Annotated in this window: 13 protein-coding genes; 7 read left to right on the top strand and 6 right to left on the bottom strand. The window is 63.9% G+C overall.

What is annotated here, in order from left to right; all coding sequences use genetic code 11:
* Positions 1 to 40: 40 nt before the first annotated feature.
* Positions 41 to 970: a pseudouridine-5'-phosphate glycosidase gene (locus tag HMPREF1546_RS10430; RefSeq protein ID WP_021749055.1), complete on the top strand. Its 930-nt coding sequence runs from the start codon at positions 41 to 43 to the stop codon at positions 968 to 970.
* Between the two features lie 68 nt (positions 971 to 1,038).
* Positions 1,039 to 1,392 (top strand): DUF1294 domain-containing protein, encoded by a 354-nt coding sequence (locus HMPREF1546_RS10425; protein WP_083490999.1) that lies wholly within the window; start codon positions 1,039 to 1,041, stop codon positions 1,390 to 1,392.
* Positions 1,393 to 1,444: 52 nt separating this feature from the next.
* Here HMPREF1546_RS10425 and HMPREF1546_RS10420 read toward each other — a convergent pair whose 3' ends face one another.
* Positions 1,445 to 2,377: a sugar phosphate isomerase/epimerase gene (locus tag HMPREF1546_RS10420; RefSeq protein WP_036630148.1), complete on the bottom strand. Its 933-nt coding sequence runs from the start codon at positions 2,375 to 2,377 to the stop codon at positions 1,445 to 1,447.
* A gap of 155 nt (positions 2,378 to 2,532) precedes the next feature.
* Between HMPREF1546_RS10420 and HMPREF1546_RS10415 the strand changes: the two genes are divergently transcribed.
* Both HMPREF1546_RS10415 and pyk read left to right on the top strand, forming a co-directional pair.
* On the top strand, positions 2,533 to 2,955 hold the full coding sequence (locus HMPREF1546_RS10415; RefSeq protein WP_021749052.1) for an HIT family protein: 423 nt from the start codon (positions 2,533 to 2,535) through the stop codon (positions 2,953 to 2,955).
* Positions 2,956 to 3,090: 135 nt separating this feature from the next.
* Complete coding sequence (pyk, locus tag HMPREF1546_RS10410) at positions 3,091 to 4,833, top strand: pyruvate kinase (RefSeq protein ID WP_021749051.1); 1,743 nt, start codon at positions 3,091 to 3,093, stop codon at positions 4,831 to 4,833.
* Between the two features lie 137 nt (positions 4,834 to 4,970).
* Here the strand turns inward: pyk and HMPREF1546_RS10405 are convergent, their stop codons facing one another.
* The 5 genes from HMPREF1546_RS10405 to HMPREF1546_RS10385 all read right to left on the bottom strand — a co-directional run bounded on the left by HMPREF1546_RS10405 (position 4,971) and on the right by HMPREF1546_RS10385 (position 11,405).
* Entirely contained in the window at positions 4,971 to 6,044 is a 1,074-nt protein-coding gene (locus HMPREF1546_RS10405) for a glycosyltransferase family 4 protein (RefSeq protein ID WP_021749050.1), read from the bottom strand.
* Between the two features lie 39 nt (positions 6,045 to 6,083).
* A complete protein-coding gene (locus HMPREF1546_RS10400; RefSeq protein WP_021749049.1) occupies positions 6,084 to 6,680 on the bottom strand; it encodes a TVP38/TMEM64 family protein in 597 nt (198 codons plus the stop codon).
* Positions 6,677 to 7,858 carry a glycosyltransferase family 4 protein gene (locus HMPREF1546_RS10395; protein WP_036630146.1) on the bottom strand — a complete coding sequence of 394 codons (1,182 nt, stop codon included), beginning with the start codon at positions 7,856 to 7,858 and terminating at the stop codon, positions 6,677 to 6,679. The genes HMPREF1546_RS10400 and HMPREF1546_RS10395 overlap by 4 nt, the downstream gene beginning before the upstream one ends.
* Before the next feature lie 452 nt (positions 7,859 to 8,310).
* Positions 8,311 to 8,733, bottom strand: a complete 423-nt coding sequence (locus tag HMPREF1546_RS10390) for a signal peptidase II (protein WP_021749047.1) — start codon at positions 8,731 to 8,733, stop codon at positions 8,311 to 8,313.
* The gene (locus HMPREF1546_RS10385; protein WP_036630144.1) at positions 8,730 to 11,405 is read right to left on the bottom strand and encodes a translation factor GTPase family protein; all 2,676 of its coding nucleotides are present in this window, start codon (positions 11,403 to 11,405) and stop codon (positions 8,730 to 8,732) included. The genes HMPREF1546_RS10390 and HMPREF1546_RS10385 overlap by 4 nt, the downstream gene beginning before the upstream one ends.
* 165 nt (positions 11,406 to 11,570) lie before the next feature.
* Between HMPREF1546_RS10385 and HMPREF1546_RS10380 the strand changes: the two genes are divergently transcribed.
* The 3 genes from HMPREF1546_RS10380 to HMPREF1546_RS10370 are packed head-to-tail and all read left to right on the top strand — an operon-like array spanning position 11,571 to position 15,465.
* A complete protein-coding gene (locus tag HMPREF1546_RS10380; protein WP_021749045.1) occupies positions 11,571 to 12,989 on the top strand; it encodes a VWA-like domain-containing protein in 1,419 nt (472 codons plus the stop codon).
* A 3-nt stretch (positions 12,990 to 12,992) separates the two neighbouring features.
* Positions 12,993 to 13,919 carry a hypothetical protein gene (locus HMPREF1546_RS10375; RefSeq protein ID WP_021749044.1) on the top strand — a complete coding sequence of 309 codons (927 nt, stop codon included), beginning with the start codon at positions 12,993 to 12,995 and terminating at the stop codon, positions 13,917 to 13,919.
* Positions 13,920 to 13,956: 37 nt separating this feature from the next.
* Positions 13,957 to 15,465 carry an ATP-binding protein gene (locus HMPREF1546_RS10370; RefSeq protein ID WP_036630159.1) on the top strand — a complete coding sequence of 503 codons (1,509 nt, stop codon included), beginning with the start codon at positions 13,957 to 13,959 and terminating at the stop codon, positions 15,463 to 15,465.
* Positions 15,466 to 15,475: the final 10 nt, after the last annotated feature.

Here is a 15,475-nt window from a genome sequence, read left to right as displayed (position 1 = left end):
CCCATCGAATAACCAAAATTCAAATCTGGAGGTTTTTATCATGGCTCTGAACAAGTATCTCGACATCGCCCCTGAAGTGCAGAAGGCCCTGGACGAGGGTCGTCCCGTGGTGGCACTGGAATCCACCATCATCTCCCACGGCATGCCCTATCCCCAGAATGTGGAGACGGCCCTGAACGTGGAGAAGATCATCCGGGAACACGGCGCCACCCCTGCCACCATCGCCGTCATCGGCGGGCGGCTGAAGGCCGGCCTCTCTCCCGAGGAGATCGACTACCTGGGCAAGACCGGCCCTGCCGTGGCCAAGGCCAGCCGTCGGGATCTGCCCGTGCTGGTGGCGGAGGGCAGGGACGGCGCCACCACTGTCACCACTACCATGATTATCGCCCACATGGCCGGGATCTCCGTGTTCGCCACCGGCGGCATCGGCGGCGTGCACCGGGGGGCTGAGACCACCATGGACATCTCCGCCGATCTGGAGGAGCTGGCCCACACCCCCGTGATGGTGGTCTGTGCCGGCGCCAAGTCCATTCTGGACCTGGGGCTGACCCTGGAGTACCTGGAGACCCACGGCGTGCCCGTCATCGGCTACGGCACCCGCGAGCTGCCCGCCTTCTACACCCGGAAGAGCGGCTTTGCCGTGGACTATGAGATCGACACCCCGGCGGAGCTGGCCAAAGCCTTTTATGTCAAGCAGGATATGGGCCTGGGCGGCGGCATGCTGGTGACCAACCCCATCCCGGAGGAGTACTCCATGGACGCGGACGTCATCAACAAGGCCATCGACGAGGCCGTGGAGGAGGCCAAGGCTCAGGGTATCCACGGCAAGGAGACCACGCCTTTCCTGCTGGCCAAGATCAAGGATCTGACCGGCGGCGACTCCCTGGCCTCCAATATCCAGCTGGTGTACAACAACGCCAAGCTGGCGGCAGCCACTGCTGTGGAACTCAGCAAGCTTGCCAAAAACTGAAACTTCTGCTACACTGGACTGGCTGGGAACTCCCGGCCAGTCCAGTGCTGTTTCAGGAGGCGGCCGTTATGGAAGAAAAGACACTCTATCTGCCCACAGAGCACAATGACCGTATTGTTGCCTTCATCGGCTCTCCCCTGGGGCTGCTGGCCGCCTGGCTGGTGCTCATCAACACTGTGACCTTTTTGATCTTCGGCGTAGACAAGCTCCTGGCCAAACACCCCCGGTTCCGCCAGCGAGTGCCGGAGAAAAATCTGTTGCTTCTGGCCGTGGTTGGCGGCAGCGTGGGTGCCCTGCTGGGGATGTACCTCTTCCGCCACAAGACGCTCCACCGGGTCTTTCGGGTGGGCGTGCCGGTGATCCTGGCCGTGCAGCTCCTGCTGGCGGCGGCCATTGCCCTGTACTGGAATTTCCTGCGGTGATCCTCTTCTGAAAAAAGCCCCGCCTCGTTCGTGAGGCGGGGCTTTGCGTATTTCAGGCGGGCAGCGCCTGCCGCAGCAGGGACACGGCCTTTTGCAGGGCCTCCTCCAGCGGGATGGTGTAATCCTCCTGTTCGATGCTGAGGGCGCCGTCGTAGCCGCAGTCCCGCAGCGTCTCCAGAAAGCGGCGCCACCAGGCGGCGTCGTGGCCTGTGCCGGGGGTGACGAAGTTCCAGGAGCGGCTGGCGAACTCCAGCACGCCCTTGGTGTCCAGCAGGGTGTTCTGCCCGGCAGCCGGTTCCAGGCGCACGTCCTTGATGTGGACATGGTAGATGCAGTCCGCCAGGGCGCGGGCCACCTCCACGGGATCCGCCCCCATCCAGAAGAGATGGCTGGGGTCCAGATTCACCCCCAGAATGTCGTCCCCCACCTCACTCCGCAGGCGGCGGAGCGTCTCCACATTGTACACCAGCTGCCAGCCATGGAACTCCAGGGCGATGCGCTTCACCCCGTGGTCCCGGGCCCGGGTGGCCAGCGCCTTCCACACCGGGACGGCCGCCTTCCACTGGTAGCGGAGGATTTCCTCCGTCTCCGGCGGCCAGGACGTGACGATCCAGGTGGGAGTGCGGTCCTCCGGGCAGCCGCCGGGCAGGCCGCTCATCATCACCACGGTCTCCACCCCCAGCTGCTCCGCCAGGAGGAACGTGCCCTCCGCCACCGCCCTGTCTCCGGCTCCCTTCTCCCCGGGGAACAGGGGGTTGCCGGAGCAGTTCAGGGCGGAGATCGTGAGGCCGTTTTCCCCCAGAGTATCCAGCAGCCGGTGCCGGGCACCGGCGTCCGCCGTCAGCCTTTTCAGGTCCACATGGGGCGCCGGGGACCAGTTGCCGCAGCCCAGCTCCACCTGCTCCAGCCCCAGTCCCCGGCAGACGGCCGCTGCCTCTGCCAGGGAGCGGTCTGCCAGGCTGTCCGTCACCAAGCCGAGTTTCATGTCGATTCCTCCTCCGTCTTCGTTCTTGATACCCTGATGATACCAGAACCTCTGCCCCGGCGCAATCCTGAACTGATGCTTGACGGCGGCGGTTTTGGGTTGTATGGTAATAAGGGGAAAATTTCCTCCGTATTCTGACAAAAGGAGATCTAGCCATGGGATGCTTTTACTGCGATGAACATCACGAGGGCCGGGAGGCCATCATGTACAAGGTCGGCGAGATGGAGGCCGGTGTGCTCTATCTCTTCAAGGATCAGGCCCACAAGGGCCGCTGCGCCCTGGCGCTGAAGAACCACCGGAAGGAGCTGTGCGAGTGCGGGCCGGAGGAGCTGGCCGCCTTCGCCCGGGATCTGGCCCGGGCCTCCGGTGCAGTGAAGGAACTGTGGGGCTGCGACAAGATCAACCTGGGCTCCTTCGGCGATACGAATCCCCACCTGCACTTCCATATCGTACCCAAATACGAGGGCGGATTCGAGTTCGGCGGTTCCTTTGCCATCACGAATCCGGAGCCGGTGCTGCTCTCCGAGGGCGAATATCAAGAGATGATCGCCGCCCTGCGGGAAAAGCTGGGGATGTGAGCCTTCCCGCGCTGACGGGCCTTTTGGCGGATCCCTCTTGTTTATTGAACACTTTTCCACTTTTTTGCGCTGCGGCTTTGTGATAAACTGTCTTACAGTTTGTATCCCTTTTGACCGAAAGGTGGATTTTTATTTATGAGAAAGACAAAGATCGTGTGCACCCTCGGTCCGGCCACGGACAGGGAGGGCGTCCTGCGGCAGATGCTGGAGGCCGGCATGAACGTGGCCCGGTTCAATTTCTCCCACGGCAGCCACGCGGAGCACAAGGGTCGTCTGGACGCCCTGAAGGCCCTGCGGGCGGAGCTGGGCCTGCCGGTGGCCGCCATGCTGGACACCAAGGGGCCGGAGGTCCGGCTGAAGTCCTTCGCCGCAGGTTCCGTCATGCTGCGGACCGGCCAGGAGTTCACCCTGACCACCCGGGACATCGTGGGGGATGAGCAAGGCTGCTCCATCACCTACGCCGACCTGCCCGGGGACGTGAAGGCCGGCGACACCATCCTGCTGGACGACGGCCTGGTGCGCCTGACGGTGCTGGAGACCACAGCGGCGGACGTCCGCTGCCGGGTGGAAAACGACGGGGCCATGAAAAACAACAAGGGCGTCAATGTGCCGGGCATCCGCCTGTCCATGCCCTACATGAGCCAGCGGGACCGGGAGGACATCCTCTTCGGCGTGGAACAGGGCTTTGACTTCATCGCCGCCAGCTTCGTCCGCACGGCGGACGACGTGCGGGAGATCCGCCGCCTGCTGGATGAGGCAGACTCCTCCATCCAGATCATCGCCAAGATTGAAAACCAGGAGGGGGTCAGCAACCTGGCGGAGATCCTGTCCGTGGCGGACGGCATCATGGTGGCCCGGGGGGATATGGGCGTGGAGATCGACTTCACAGAGATTCCCATCATCCAGAAGGACATGATCGCCCAGTGCGTGGCCGCCGGCAAGCCTGTCATCACAGCCACACAGATGCTGGACTCTATGATGGAGAATCCCCGCCCCACCCGGGCGGAGATCACCGACGTGGCCAACGCCATCTACGACGGAACCTCCGCCATCATGCTCTCCGGCGAGACAGCGGCGGGCAAATACCCCGTGGAGGCGGTGCAGACCATGGATGCCATTGCCCTGCGGACCGAGGCGGACATCAACTACGCCAAGCGGATGCGCAACCTGCCGGGTTCCAGCCGCCTGTCCATCGCCGCCGCCACGGCCCATGCCGCCTGCACCACTGCCATGGACATCGGTGCCGATGCCATCCTCACCGTCAGCCAGAGCGGTGCCACCGCCCGGCTGGTGAGCCGTTTCCGCCCCGGCACCACGGTGGTGGCCTGCCTGCTCAGTGAGCGGGTCCAGCGGCAGATGGCCCTGTACTGGGGCGTGGTGCCCCTGCTGATGCCCTATGCCCAGAACACCGACCAGCTGATCGAGTTCGCCATCCAGGCGGCAGAGAAGGCAGAACTCGTGAAGCAGGGCGATCTGGTGGTCATTACTGCCGGTGTGCCCGTGGGTGTCTCCGGCACCACCAATATGATCAAGGTCCATCTGGTGGGCGGGGCCCTGCTCAACGCCGTCGGCGTGGGGGCCAGCAACGCCTCCGGCCCCCTGTGCGTCTGCCGCTCACTGGAGGATGTGGCCGCCAAGTTCCGCCCCGGGGATGTGCTGGTGGTGCCCTACACCACTAACGACCTCCTGCCCTATATCCGACAGGCGGCCGCTGTCATCAGCGAGGAGAGCGGCACCAACGGCCATGCGGCCACTGTGGGCCTGACGTTGGGCAAGGCGGTGATCGTGGGCGCCGCCGGCGCCGTCCAGCGCCTGAAGGACGGTGCCATGGTCTCTGTGGACTGTGCCCGCGGCGTGGTCCAGACGCTGCCCCAGTAAACGCGCCAAAAGCGCCTCCGGCTTTTGCCGGAGGCGCTTTTTCTCTTCATCGGCGGCCCGCAGAACCGGAATGGAAGCGGGCGCTATGGGGAACCATCCCTCGCCAGGGTATCCTTATCCCGTAGGAATACCGGGAATTAAGGTGTGAAGCTGTGCTGTACGGGTCTCTCCGCCTGAGGGAGGTTCGTTTTTGCCGCCGGCTGCGCTGCCGGCAGAATGTCCATCCGCCGGTAGACCTCCCGCAGGCGCTCCCCCATCACCGACAGGCTCCGCTCCTCCGCCACCCGGCGGCCGGCGGCTGTCAGATCCGGCAATGTCCCTGTCAGAAGTCCTTCCGCCTTCTGCTGGAACTCGTCTGTGCCGGAGGCCTTGTAGGCATTCTGTCCCTCCCGCAGCCAGCCGTTGTAAACAGGGATGTCCCGCACCACTGTGGGAATGCCGCAGGCCAGGGCTTCCAGCACCACGATGCCCTCGGTCTCCTCATGACTCATGAAGGCGAATACATCCGCGCCGCAATATGCCTCCCGCAGCGTCTCCCGGTCTACAAAGCCGGCGAAGGTCACATTCTCCGGCGCCTGTTCCATGGCCTGCCGGATCTCCTGGGGGATCAGATGGGGATCCGTCCAGCCGAACCAGAGGAAACGGGCCTCCGGCATCCGCCGGGCCAGCTCCAGAAATTCCGGCAGCCCCTTCCGGGCAATGGTGTGACCCACGGAAATCACCGCCCGCTCCCCTTCCCGGAGGCCCCAGCGGCGGCGGAAGGACGCCCGCCGGGTGGGATCCGGCGCGAAGAACTCTGTATCCACGCCGTTGGAAATGCTGTACACCGGCGGCTTGAGGCCGTAGCTCTCCAGCAAACGGCGGGAGTATTCCGTGGGGGTCAGCACCACGTCGCCCAGGCTGTAGCAGAAGGTGATCCACTTGCGGAAGAGGGGTGCCAGCCGGTCCGAGCCTCGAAAGGATCTGCGGAAATCCTCCATAGTGGAGTGGCCGTAGTAAATGACCTTCCGCCCCATCAGCTTGGCCGCCAGAGCCGCCAGCACCGAATCCGGCAGCACCGTGTTGATATGGACGGCCCCGGCCCGCTGGCACCAATGGTCGGCAGTGTCGATCCGGGCCCGGCGCAGCATCTCCCGCTGGTGGAGGATGGCCTGTCCCACACCGCTTTTGCCGACCAGTCGCAGGCCGCCATTGTAGATAAAAACGCGCATGTGTGTCTCCTTTACCGATCCGCCCGTCCGCGGATGTCTTTACCCCAGCCAGCCTGTGATCTGCTGGAACAGCACCGTCAGCCCCAGGCTGTACAGGGCGATGGAAAGGGGCTTGCCCAGCAGAATGATGGTGGTGAACCGCCGCCAGGTCATGGAGGTGGTACCCGCCAGATAGCACAGGAAGTCGTCCGGCGCCACCGGGAAAAAGATCGCCAGGGCGAACAGCCGTGCAAACCGGTCATTCCGCTCTGTCCAATCGCTGTACTTGGCGATGAGCTTTTCCGAAAACAGCAGGCTCAACAGCGGCCGCCCGCAGTTGCGCGCCACGGCAAAGGCCAACAGCGAACCGATGCAGATGCCCACATAATTGTAGACAAACCCCATCACCGGGCCGAACAGCACCACGCCCACCAGGCAGCCCAGGCCGCCGGGCAGCACCGGCACCACTACCTGCACCATCTGGAACGCCACGAACAGCAGCCCGCCGGCGGCGCCGCAGCTGGCCACAAAGGCCTGCAGCCGCTCCTGGGATGTTAGCAGTCCTGCCTGCCAGGCCCAGATTCCGGTCAGCACGCACAAAATCAGTCCGAAGAGGGACGCCGCCTGCAGAGCGGTCTTTTCCACGCCCCGGCTCATGCGGTCACCCCCTGGACACAGCTGGCCGCCCGCCGGGCCAGCTGCATCTGATAGATGCGCTCCACCCGCTGGGCAAACCGCTGGGCGGAGAACTGCTCCGCACTCTCTGCGGCCCGCCGCTTCAGTGCTTCGTGGGTCTCCGGGCTGGCCAGGAACTCCTCCAGCCGCTGCCGGAACTCCGCAGTGCTGTGGTACTGCCAGCCGTTCTCTCCCTCCAGGATGACGCCCTCCAGGCAGAGATCCGCCCGGCACAGGGCGGGCACGCCGGCGGCCAGTGCCTCGATGTAGGTCAGGCCCTGGGTCTCGCTGGAGGAGGCGCTGACGAACAGGTCCCCCAGCCGGTACCACTCCGGCACCTCCTCCGGGGGCACCATGCCGGCAAAGATCACTGCCGGGGCCTCCAGCCGCAGATCGTGGGCCACCTGCTCCAGCCGGGGCCGGTCAGGACCATCCCCCACCAGCAACAGCGTCACAGGGCGGCTGCCCAGGGAGGCCCGGAGCTTCAGCAGCTCCTGGATGTTCTTCTCCTCCGCAAGGCGCCCCACGCACACCAGCACAGTGTTTTCCGCAGGGATGCCCAGGCTGGCCCGCAGAACCGCCCGGCGCATGGGATCGCCCTCCTGCTGGAAGCGCCGCAGGTCGATGCCCGTAGGCACCACGAAGACCGGGCAGCGAACGCCATAGCCCTGCAACAGTCCCCGCACCTTGCCGGTGGGGGCGATCATGCCGTCCACCTGGGCAGCTACCCAGCGGGAGAAAGCCGCCACCGCACATCGGCCCCACCGGACGCTGGGGGAGAAGTAGTGGGTGTAGTCCTCATACACCGTGTGGTAGGTGTGGACCAGGGGGATATCCAGCTCCTCCGCGATGCGGCGGGCCAGGAAAAAGGTGCTGAACTCACATTGGGAGTGGATCACATCCGGCCGCCAGTCCATCAGCTCCCGTACCCAGCGGCCCGCCATGGCGGTGCGGAGGCGGGCGCCGGGATAGATCCGTCCGGCGTTTACGGAGCCGATGGCGGTGACGCCATCCCGGGACCAGGAGTGGAGCGACTGGGACAGCGTCAGGATCCGGACCTCATGGCCCCGGCGCTCCAACTCCCGCTGCAGGTTTTTCACAGAGGTGACCACACCGTTTACCGCAGGCGTATACCAATCTGTGGTAATCAGGATCTTCATAACAGGTTCCCTTCTTTCGTCTTGTTCTCCTATACGACGCAGCCCCGCCGAACGCTTCAACTTCCGGAACATTTTTTCAGTTCCAGTATAACGCCACCAGATCAACATCCCACGGCGTTTGCGTCAAATGTCTGTAAAATGTCTCACATAAGACGCGGCAGAGTGCGGTCCGTTACGATGTCTCTTTTTGTATTGTTCTAATAATACAGTAACACAATTTTGAAATTTGTCAATGACAAATTTTTAAGCCATTCAAAAAAACTGTACTGCCCGTACTAGTACAGTTAGTATATACACAAACACAACTAATTGTCAATTTACAAATCAGTTACAGTTCCGTGTTTTTTTCGTAAATTCAGTATAGATTCCCTTGGTTTACGAAAAAACTGTGAAATTTCTTAAATTTTTATGAAGAGAGCCGCCCTGCGTGGAATCACGCAGGGCGGCTCATATTACTGCCTTCTGCGGCGCAGCACCATCAGCACAGCGCCCAGGAAGATGGCCAGGTCCGCCAGATTGTAGGTGTATTTCTTCAGCGGCCCCGGTGCCTTTGGAAAGCGCAGATAGTCCAGGACCCGTCCATGGCGGATCCGTTCCCACAGGTTGCTGAGTCCGCCGCCTAGCAGCAGTCCGGCCCCCAGGCCCCGGCCGCCGCACACCCCCAGCAGCGCCCACAGCGCCGCCAGGGACAGGGGAGCCATCTGCCGGCCGTTCAGCGGGACAAGGCCGAAGCCGGAGCCCTGGTTGTACCGGGGTTCGATCCGCACCCGGCCGCCGTCCAGCTCCTTTTGGGGCAGCCCCTTGCGCTCCAGGGTTCCGCGGACCTGGCCGCAGAGGGCCAGCACCGCGCCTGCGGTACAGCTCAATCCGATCATGGCTTCTCCTCCTCTGTCTGTCTCTGGGCCCGCTCCAGGGCGGAGCGGACGTTTCCGGTCTTCTGCCTGCGGTTGTTGGCGGCCAGGATGTCCGCGATCTGGCCTTCCACCTGCTCCACCTCCTGCCGGAAGGCGCTGGCGGAAAGCCGCAGGGCCCCGTGGCCCAGAATGATCAGCTGCTCCGGGCCGTCGGAGGTAGCCACCCGCACCCGATGGCGGCGGCCAATCTCGTAAGTGGCCCGCTCGATATAGGCGTCCGCCGTCTCCGCCTCCTTGGTGTAGACCACGTGGATGTCGTGGTACTTCTCCACGCTGCCCTGGCCGCCCTTGACCTTATAGGCGTCAAACACGGCGATGACCTCGCACTTCCGGAAGCCCCGGTAGTTGCTGAGGAGATCGCACAGCTGCTTGCGGGCGGCGTCCAGATTGTCCCGGGCGATGGCCTTCAGCTCATCCCAGGCAAAAATGATGTTGTAGCCGTCCACCAGCAGGTACTCCGGTCCGGAGAACTGCTCCCGGATGGTCCGCTTTTCCTGCTCTGCCTCCGCTGTCGGAGCAGGGCGCCGGGGGTCTTTCGGGGGAATAAAGGCCCGCCGCTTCATGGGGCCGTAGGTCCGCTCGAAGATGGCCTGGAGCTCCTTATCCTGCTCGATGGTCCCAGCGTAGACAGAGGCGCGCCGGGTATCAGACCTCCCCGCCGGCTCCTCTTTCTCCGGTCCCAGGTCCAGGCCGCTGGACACGTGCGCCCGGGCGGGCACTTCATCCCAGGGGACGATGACGCCGGCACCGTGGCTGCAGAACACGGAGTCCGGGGAGTTGTCCAAATCCGCCGTCGGGTCGTAATCGACGGACGCCAGCACAGCGTCCTGGTCCGCGCAGGGGGCATAACCCCGGAGGGAACAGAGCAGCCGCCCCCGGCCCTGGGTGTAGGCGGCCACCTCCCGGGCGTAGTCCCCCAGAGCGGACACCGCCACAGCACCAGTGAGCACAGCCTCCTCCCCCGCTGTCTCCGGCGGAGACAGCTGCGCCCCCATCTGCTGGAGGTCCGTCATGGCCCGGCCTACCTGAGGTGCGGGCAGCTCCAGGCGGAAGTCGTACCAGGGCTCCAGCAGGATGCTCTCCGCCTCCATCAGCCCCTGGCGCACCGCCCGATAGGTGGCCTGGCGGAAGTCGCCGCCCTCCGTGTGCTTCACGTGGGCCCGGCCCGCCGCCAGGGTGATCTTCATATCCGTAATGGGGGAGCCGGTCAGCACCCCCAGGTGCTCCTTCTCCGCCAGATGGGTCAGGACCAGCCTCTGCCAACGGCCCTCCAGCTGGTCCTCCGGGCAGGCCGTCCCGAACTCCAGGCCGCTGCCCCGCTCCCCGGGCTCCAGCAGCAGATGGACCTCTGCATAGTGGCGCAGGGGCTCAAAGTGGCCGATGCCCTCCACTGGGGCGGCGATGGTCTCCCGATAACAGATGGCGCCGGGGCCGAAGGCCACCTCCAGGCCGAACCGCTCCCGGATCATGCGTTGTAAGATCTCCAGCTGGATCTCCCCCATCAGCTGCACGTGGATCTGGCGGGTCTGCTCATTCCAGGCAATGTGGAGCTGGGGATCCTCCTCCTCCAGCTGGCGCAGATTGCCCAGGGCAGTGTGGGGATCCGTCCCCTCCGGCAGCAGCACCTGATAGGTCAGCACCGGCTCCAGCGCCGGGGCAGTCCAGCCGGCCTCAAGCCCCAAGCCCTCTCCCGCCCGGCTACGGGAGAGACCCGTCACGGCGCACACCGTCCCCGCCGGGGCCTCCTCCACCGTGCGGAACTTGGCGCCGGAGTAGATGCGGATTTGATCCGCCTTCTCCTCCCACACCTGGTCCTCTCCCAGACCGGGGCAGCGGTTGGTCAAAAGGCTCTTCACCCGCAGGGTGCCGCCTGTCACTTTTAAATAGGTGAGGCGGGTGCCCTGGCCGTCCCGGGCGATCTTGTAGATCCGGGCGCCGAAGGTCTCCGGATAGGCGGGAACCGGGGCATACTGTTCCACCCCCTCCAGGAATTCCGAGACCCCCTCCAGCTTCAGCGCAGAGCCGAACCAGCAGGGGAACAGCTTCCGCTTCCCGACCATTCGCCGCAGGTCGCCGTCTGTCAGAACTCCGGTCTCCAGATACCGCTCCAGCACTGATTCATCGCAGACGGCCGCCTCCTCCCGGAACGATTCGTCCCGTTCGCCGCTGAAATCCACACAGCCGCTGCCCAGACGCTGCTTTAAGCCTGCCAGAACTGCGGAGCGGTCTGCCCCCGCCAGGTCCATTTTATTGATAAAGAGGAAGGTGGGGACGTGATACCGCTCCAGCAGCCGCCAGAGGGTGCGGGTGTGGGCCTGGACCCCGTCGGTGCCGCTGATGACCAGAATGGCACAGTCCAGCACCTGAAGCGTCCGCTCCGCCTCAGCGGAGAAGTCCACATGGCCCGGCGTGTCCAACAGGGTAACCTCCGTGTCCTTCAGGGAAAACACCGCCTGTTTGGAGAAGATGGTGATGCCCCGTTCCCGCTCCATGGCGTCCGTGTCCAGAAAGGCGTCCTGGTGGTCCACCCGGCCCAGGCGCCGCAGGGCGCCGCTCTGATACAGCAGCGCCTCCGACAGGGTGGTCTTCCCCGCGTCCACGTGGGCCAATATTCCAACGACCAGCTTTCTCATGTCTCCACTCCATCTTTCGTGTTCATACAGGTTTATCATATCATCTCCCGGCGGCGGGCGCAAGACGCCGTCCGGGGCGTTTTTCTTGCATTGCCGGTATCCCCATGCTAAAATAAAGGGTCAGAACATCGGGCGCCCGGCGCCCTTTCGGGAAGAGTTGTGCTTATGGAAGATCATGTGGAAAAATTCCGCCAGGCGGACGCCCTGGCTCAGAATATCCTGCGCCTGACCCGGAACACCCTGCTGGTGAACCTTCGGTTTCTGGATCTGGCCCTCAGCCAGTTCCAGCTGACCTCCTATCCAGGTACCCTGGCCACGGACGGCCAGCACCTGTTTTACGACACGTACTACGTCCTGTCCATGTACAAGCGGGAGCGGGGCCGGAATGTGCGGGACTACCTGCACATCGTGCTCCACTGTGTGTTCCGGCACCTGTTCACCAGCGCCAACATCGACCGTCGGTGCTGGGACCTGGCTTGCGACATCGCGGTGGAAAGCGCCATTGAGGACCTCCACCTGGAGAGCGCCGCCTGCAACCGGGCCTATGCCCAGGAGGAGACGCTGAAGGAGCTCCGCTCCCAGGTGCGGCTCCTGACGGCGGAGAAGCTCTACCGGTACTTTCTGGACCGGCAGCTCTCCGACGATCAGATGGCCCGGCTGCGGGACCCCTTCCTGGCGGACGACCACCGGGCCTGGTATCTGCCGGTGAAGAGCGGCCAGGGCGCCGGAGGAGGCAGCCAGTCCAACGGCCGGACACCGGAGACCGGCACCCCCGGCAAGCAGAAGTCCGGCCGGGGCGGCCAGGGCAGCCGGGCCCGGACGCCCAAGTCCGGCACGGAACGGCGGGACCGTGACCTGGAGCAGACCTGGCGGGAGATCAGCGAGCGACTCCAGGTGGACCTGGAGACCATATCCCGCCGCCACGGCACCGATGCCGGCAATCTGGTCCAGGAGCTGAAGGCGGTGAACCGGGAGACGTATGACTATGCGGACTTCCTCCGCCGCTATATGAGCCTGGGCGAGGTCACCCAGGTGAATCAGGACGAGTTCGACTATATCTACTACACCTACGGTCTGTCCCTGTACGGCAATATGCCCCTGGTGGAGCCGCTGGAGTACAAGGAGGTCCGGCGGATCAAGGAATTCGTCATCGCCATCGACACCTCCGGCTCCGTCAGCGGCGACCTGGTGCAGCGGTTCGTCACCAAGACCTACAACATCCTGCGCCAGCAGGAAAACTTCTTCACCAAGATCAATCTCCACATCATCCAGTGCGACGCGGAGGTGCAGGAGGACCGGAAGATCACCAGCCAGAAGGACTTCGACAACTATCTGGACACCATGCAGCTCCACGGCTTCGGCGGCACGGACTTCCGCCCGGTGTTTCAGTACGTGGACGAGCTGGTCCGGGCCGGAGAGTTCACCAACCTCAAGGGCATGATCTACTTCACCGACGGCCGCGGCATCTTTCCGGAGAAAAAGCCGGACTACGACGCGGCCTTCGTTTTTCTGGACGACGGGTACGACCCGCCGGACGTGCCGGTGTGGGCCATCAAGCTGGTATTACAGAGCGAGGAGATCTGAACCATGGAAACACAAGTGGAATGCCTGCGGCTGGAGGGCCGCCGGGCCGTGGTGCAGCCGGAGGGGCCGGTGGCCCGGGTCAGTGCCAAGGCCGTGCCCGCCCTGCGGGGCGTGGAGATTCTGGTGATCCCCCCGGATGTGGATGCCTTTTACGGCCTGAATCGCTTTGAAAACCTGCGGATCGTGGAATACGGCGGCACGGCGGATGTGTTCGCCTTTCAGGACAGCCTGGACTGGCTGTCGGAGAAGCTGGCCGACGAGGAGGCCTTTCTCTTCCGGCTGGCCACCAACGCCATCGGCGCCCGCCCCATCTCCCCGGCGCTGACCGCTATTGCGGCCCCCCGCATGCGCCCCATTCACGCCATGGTCCACTGGGACTGCCTGATGGCCGCCTTGGACGAGCGGGCCGCCAACGGCACCGTCCGGCAGGACACCTCCCGGGAGAATATCTTCCTGTGCCAGGGCTACGCCCAGTTGAAGCGGCTGGAATACGCCTTCTATCTGGGTTTCTCTTTGGAAGAGGAAGGGTACGCCCCGGAGATCGGCGCCTGCTACCGGCAGGAGGACCGCTTCACCGGAGAGGAGCGGCTGATCTACGCGCTGGCCCTGCTGCGGGGCCACTCCTATCAGGAGTTCTACACCAACGGCGGCACCAACGACTTCCGGCACATGCGGCCCAAGGAACATTATCTGGAGCATCTGCGCCGGAACTTGGCCCTGACGGACAACGACGCCCTGCGCCGCCAGCTGCTGCAGCTGGCAGACCTGGGCTTTCTGGACCAGGACAACTGCCGGGCCGCGGTGGACCTGTTGCTGCGCAGCCGTCTGACAGAGGCCACCGCCTTTCTTCTGGACTACTGCAACCGCCGCTGGCCCCGGGAGACGGCTGGGGCGGACACAGATTTTCTGGACGCGGAATTTGCGCTTTGAATCATACCGATACTGAGGAAAGTCAGGTTGAATGACCATGAACATCAAAGAGGCCAAGGAACAGATCAAAAACGCCATGACGGCATACTTCACCAAGGATGAGTTCGGCAGCTACGCAGTGCCGGTGGAAAAGCAGCGGCCTGTGTTCCTCATGGGCCCTCCGGGCATCGGCAAGACCGCCATCATGGAGCAGATCGCCCAGGAGTTGGACGTGTGCCTGGTGTCCTACTCCATGACCCACCACACCCGGCAGAGCGCCCTGGGTCTGCCCTTCATTGAGAAGAAGGTCTTTAACGGCAAGGAGTACCAGGTCTCCGAGTACACCATGAGCGAGATCATCGCCTCCGTGTACGAGACTATGGAGGCCACCGGCAAAAAGGAGGGCATCCTCTTCCTGGACGAGATCAACTGCGTCAGCGAGACGCTGGCCCCTTCCATGCTGCAATTTCTGCAATATAAAATCTTCGGCCGCCATCGGGTGCCGGAGGGCTGGATCGTGGTCACTGCCGGCAACCCGCCGGAGTACAACCGCTCCGTCCGGGAGTTCGACATCGTTACCTGGGACCGGCTCAAGCGCATCGACGTGGAGCCGGACTTCGATGCCTGGAAGGAGTTTGCCTACCAGAAGCACGTCCATCCGGCGGTGATGACGTACCTGGAGATCCGGAAGGGTGACTTCTACAAGGTGGAGTCCACGGTGAACGGCAAGCGGTTCGTCACCGCCCGGGGCTGGGACGACCTGAGCCAGATGATTCACCTGTACGAGCAGAACCACCTGCCGGTGGATGAGAAGCTCATCATCCAATATCTCCAGAATCCCAAGATCGCCAAGGAGTTCGCGGTTTACTACGACCTGTTCAACAAGTACCGCAGCGACTACCAGGTGGACAAGATCCTCGCCGGCAAGGCCACCAAGGCCATCCGCCAGCGTGCCTCTGCCGCCAAGTTCGACGAGCGGCTGTCCCTGCTGGGTCTGCTGCTGGACGCCGCCACCGGCGAGCTGCGCTCCGTGGTGGAGCGGGAGGAGATGCTGCGGGAGCTGCTTGGCATCCTGAAGGACGTGAAAGCCGCCCTGACCGCGCCGGAGGCGGATCTCGCCGCTCTGCTGGAGGAACAGCTGCGCCGTCAGAAGACCCGCATCGACACCGGCAGGCGGTCTGGCAGTCTCTCCCAGGAGGCGGAGCGCTCTCACCGCCGGATCATCGCCGCTCTGGAGCGGCAGAAAGCCCTGGTTGGACAGACCGTGGACAGTCAGACGGGCTTTGCTGCAGTGAAGGCGGACTTCGACCAGATGGTCCAGGGCCTGAAAGCCCAGGCCAAGACCGCCGGGGAGATGCTGAACAACCTCTTCGCCTTCTGCGAGGAGGTGTTCCCGGAGGGGCAGGAGCTGCTGATCCTGGTGACGGAGCTGACCATCAACTACTACGCCGCCACCTTCATCAGCCGCTACGGCTGCGACGCGTATTTCACCCACAACCAGGAGCTGCTGTTCTACGAGCGCCAGCAGGAGATCATCTCCCAGCTGGAGTCCCTGGAGCTGAACTGACCGCGGGGGG

The organism is Oscillibacter sp. KLE 1745 (genome assembly GCF_000469445.2).
Lineage (GTDB): Bacteria > Bacillota > Clostridia > Oscillospirales > Oscillospiraceae > Oscillibacter > Oscillibacter welbionis.
This window is presented reverse-complemented; position numbering and strand designations above follow the sequence as displayed.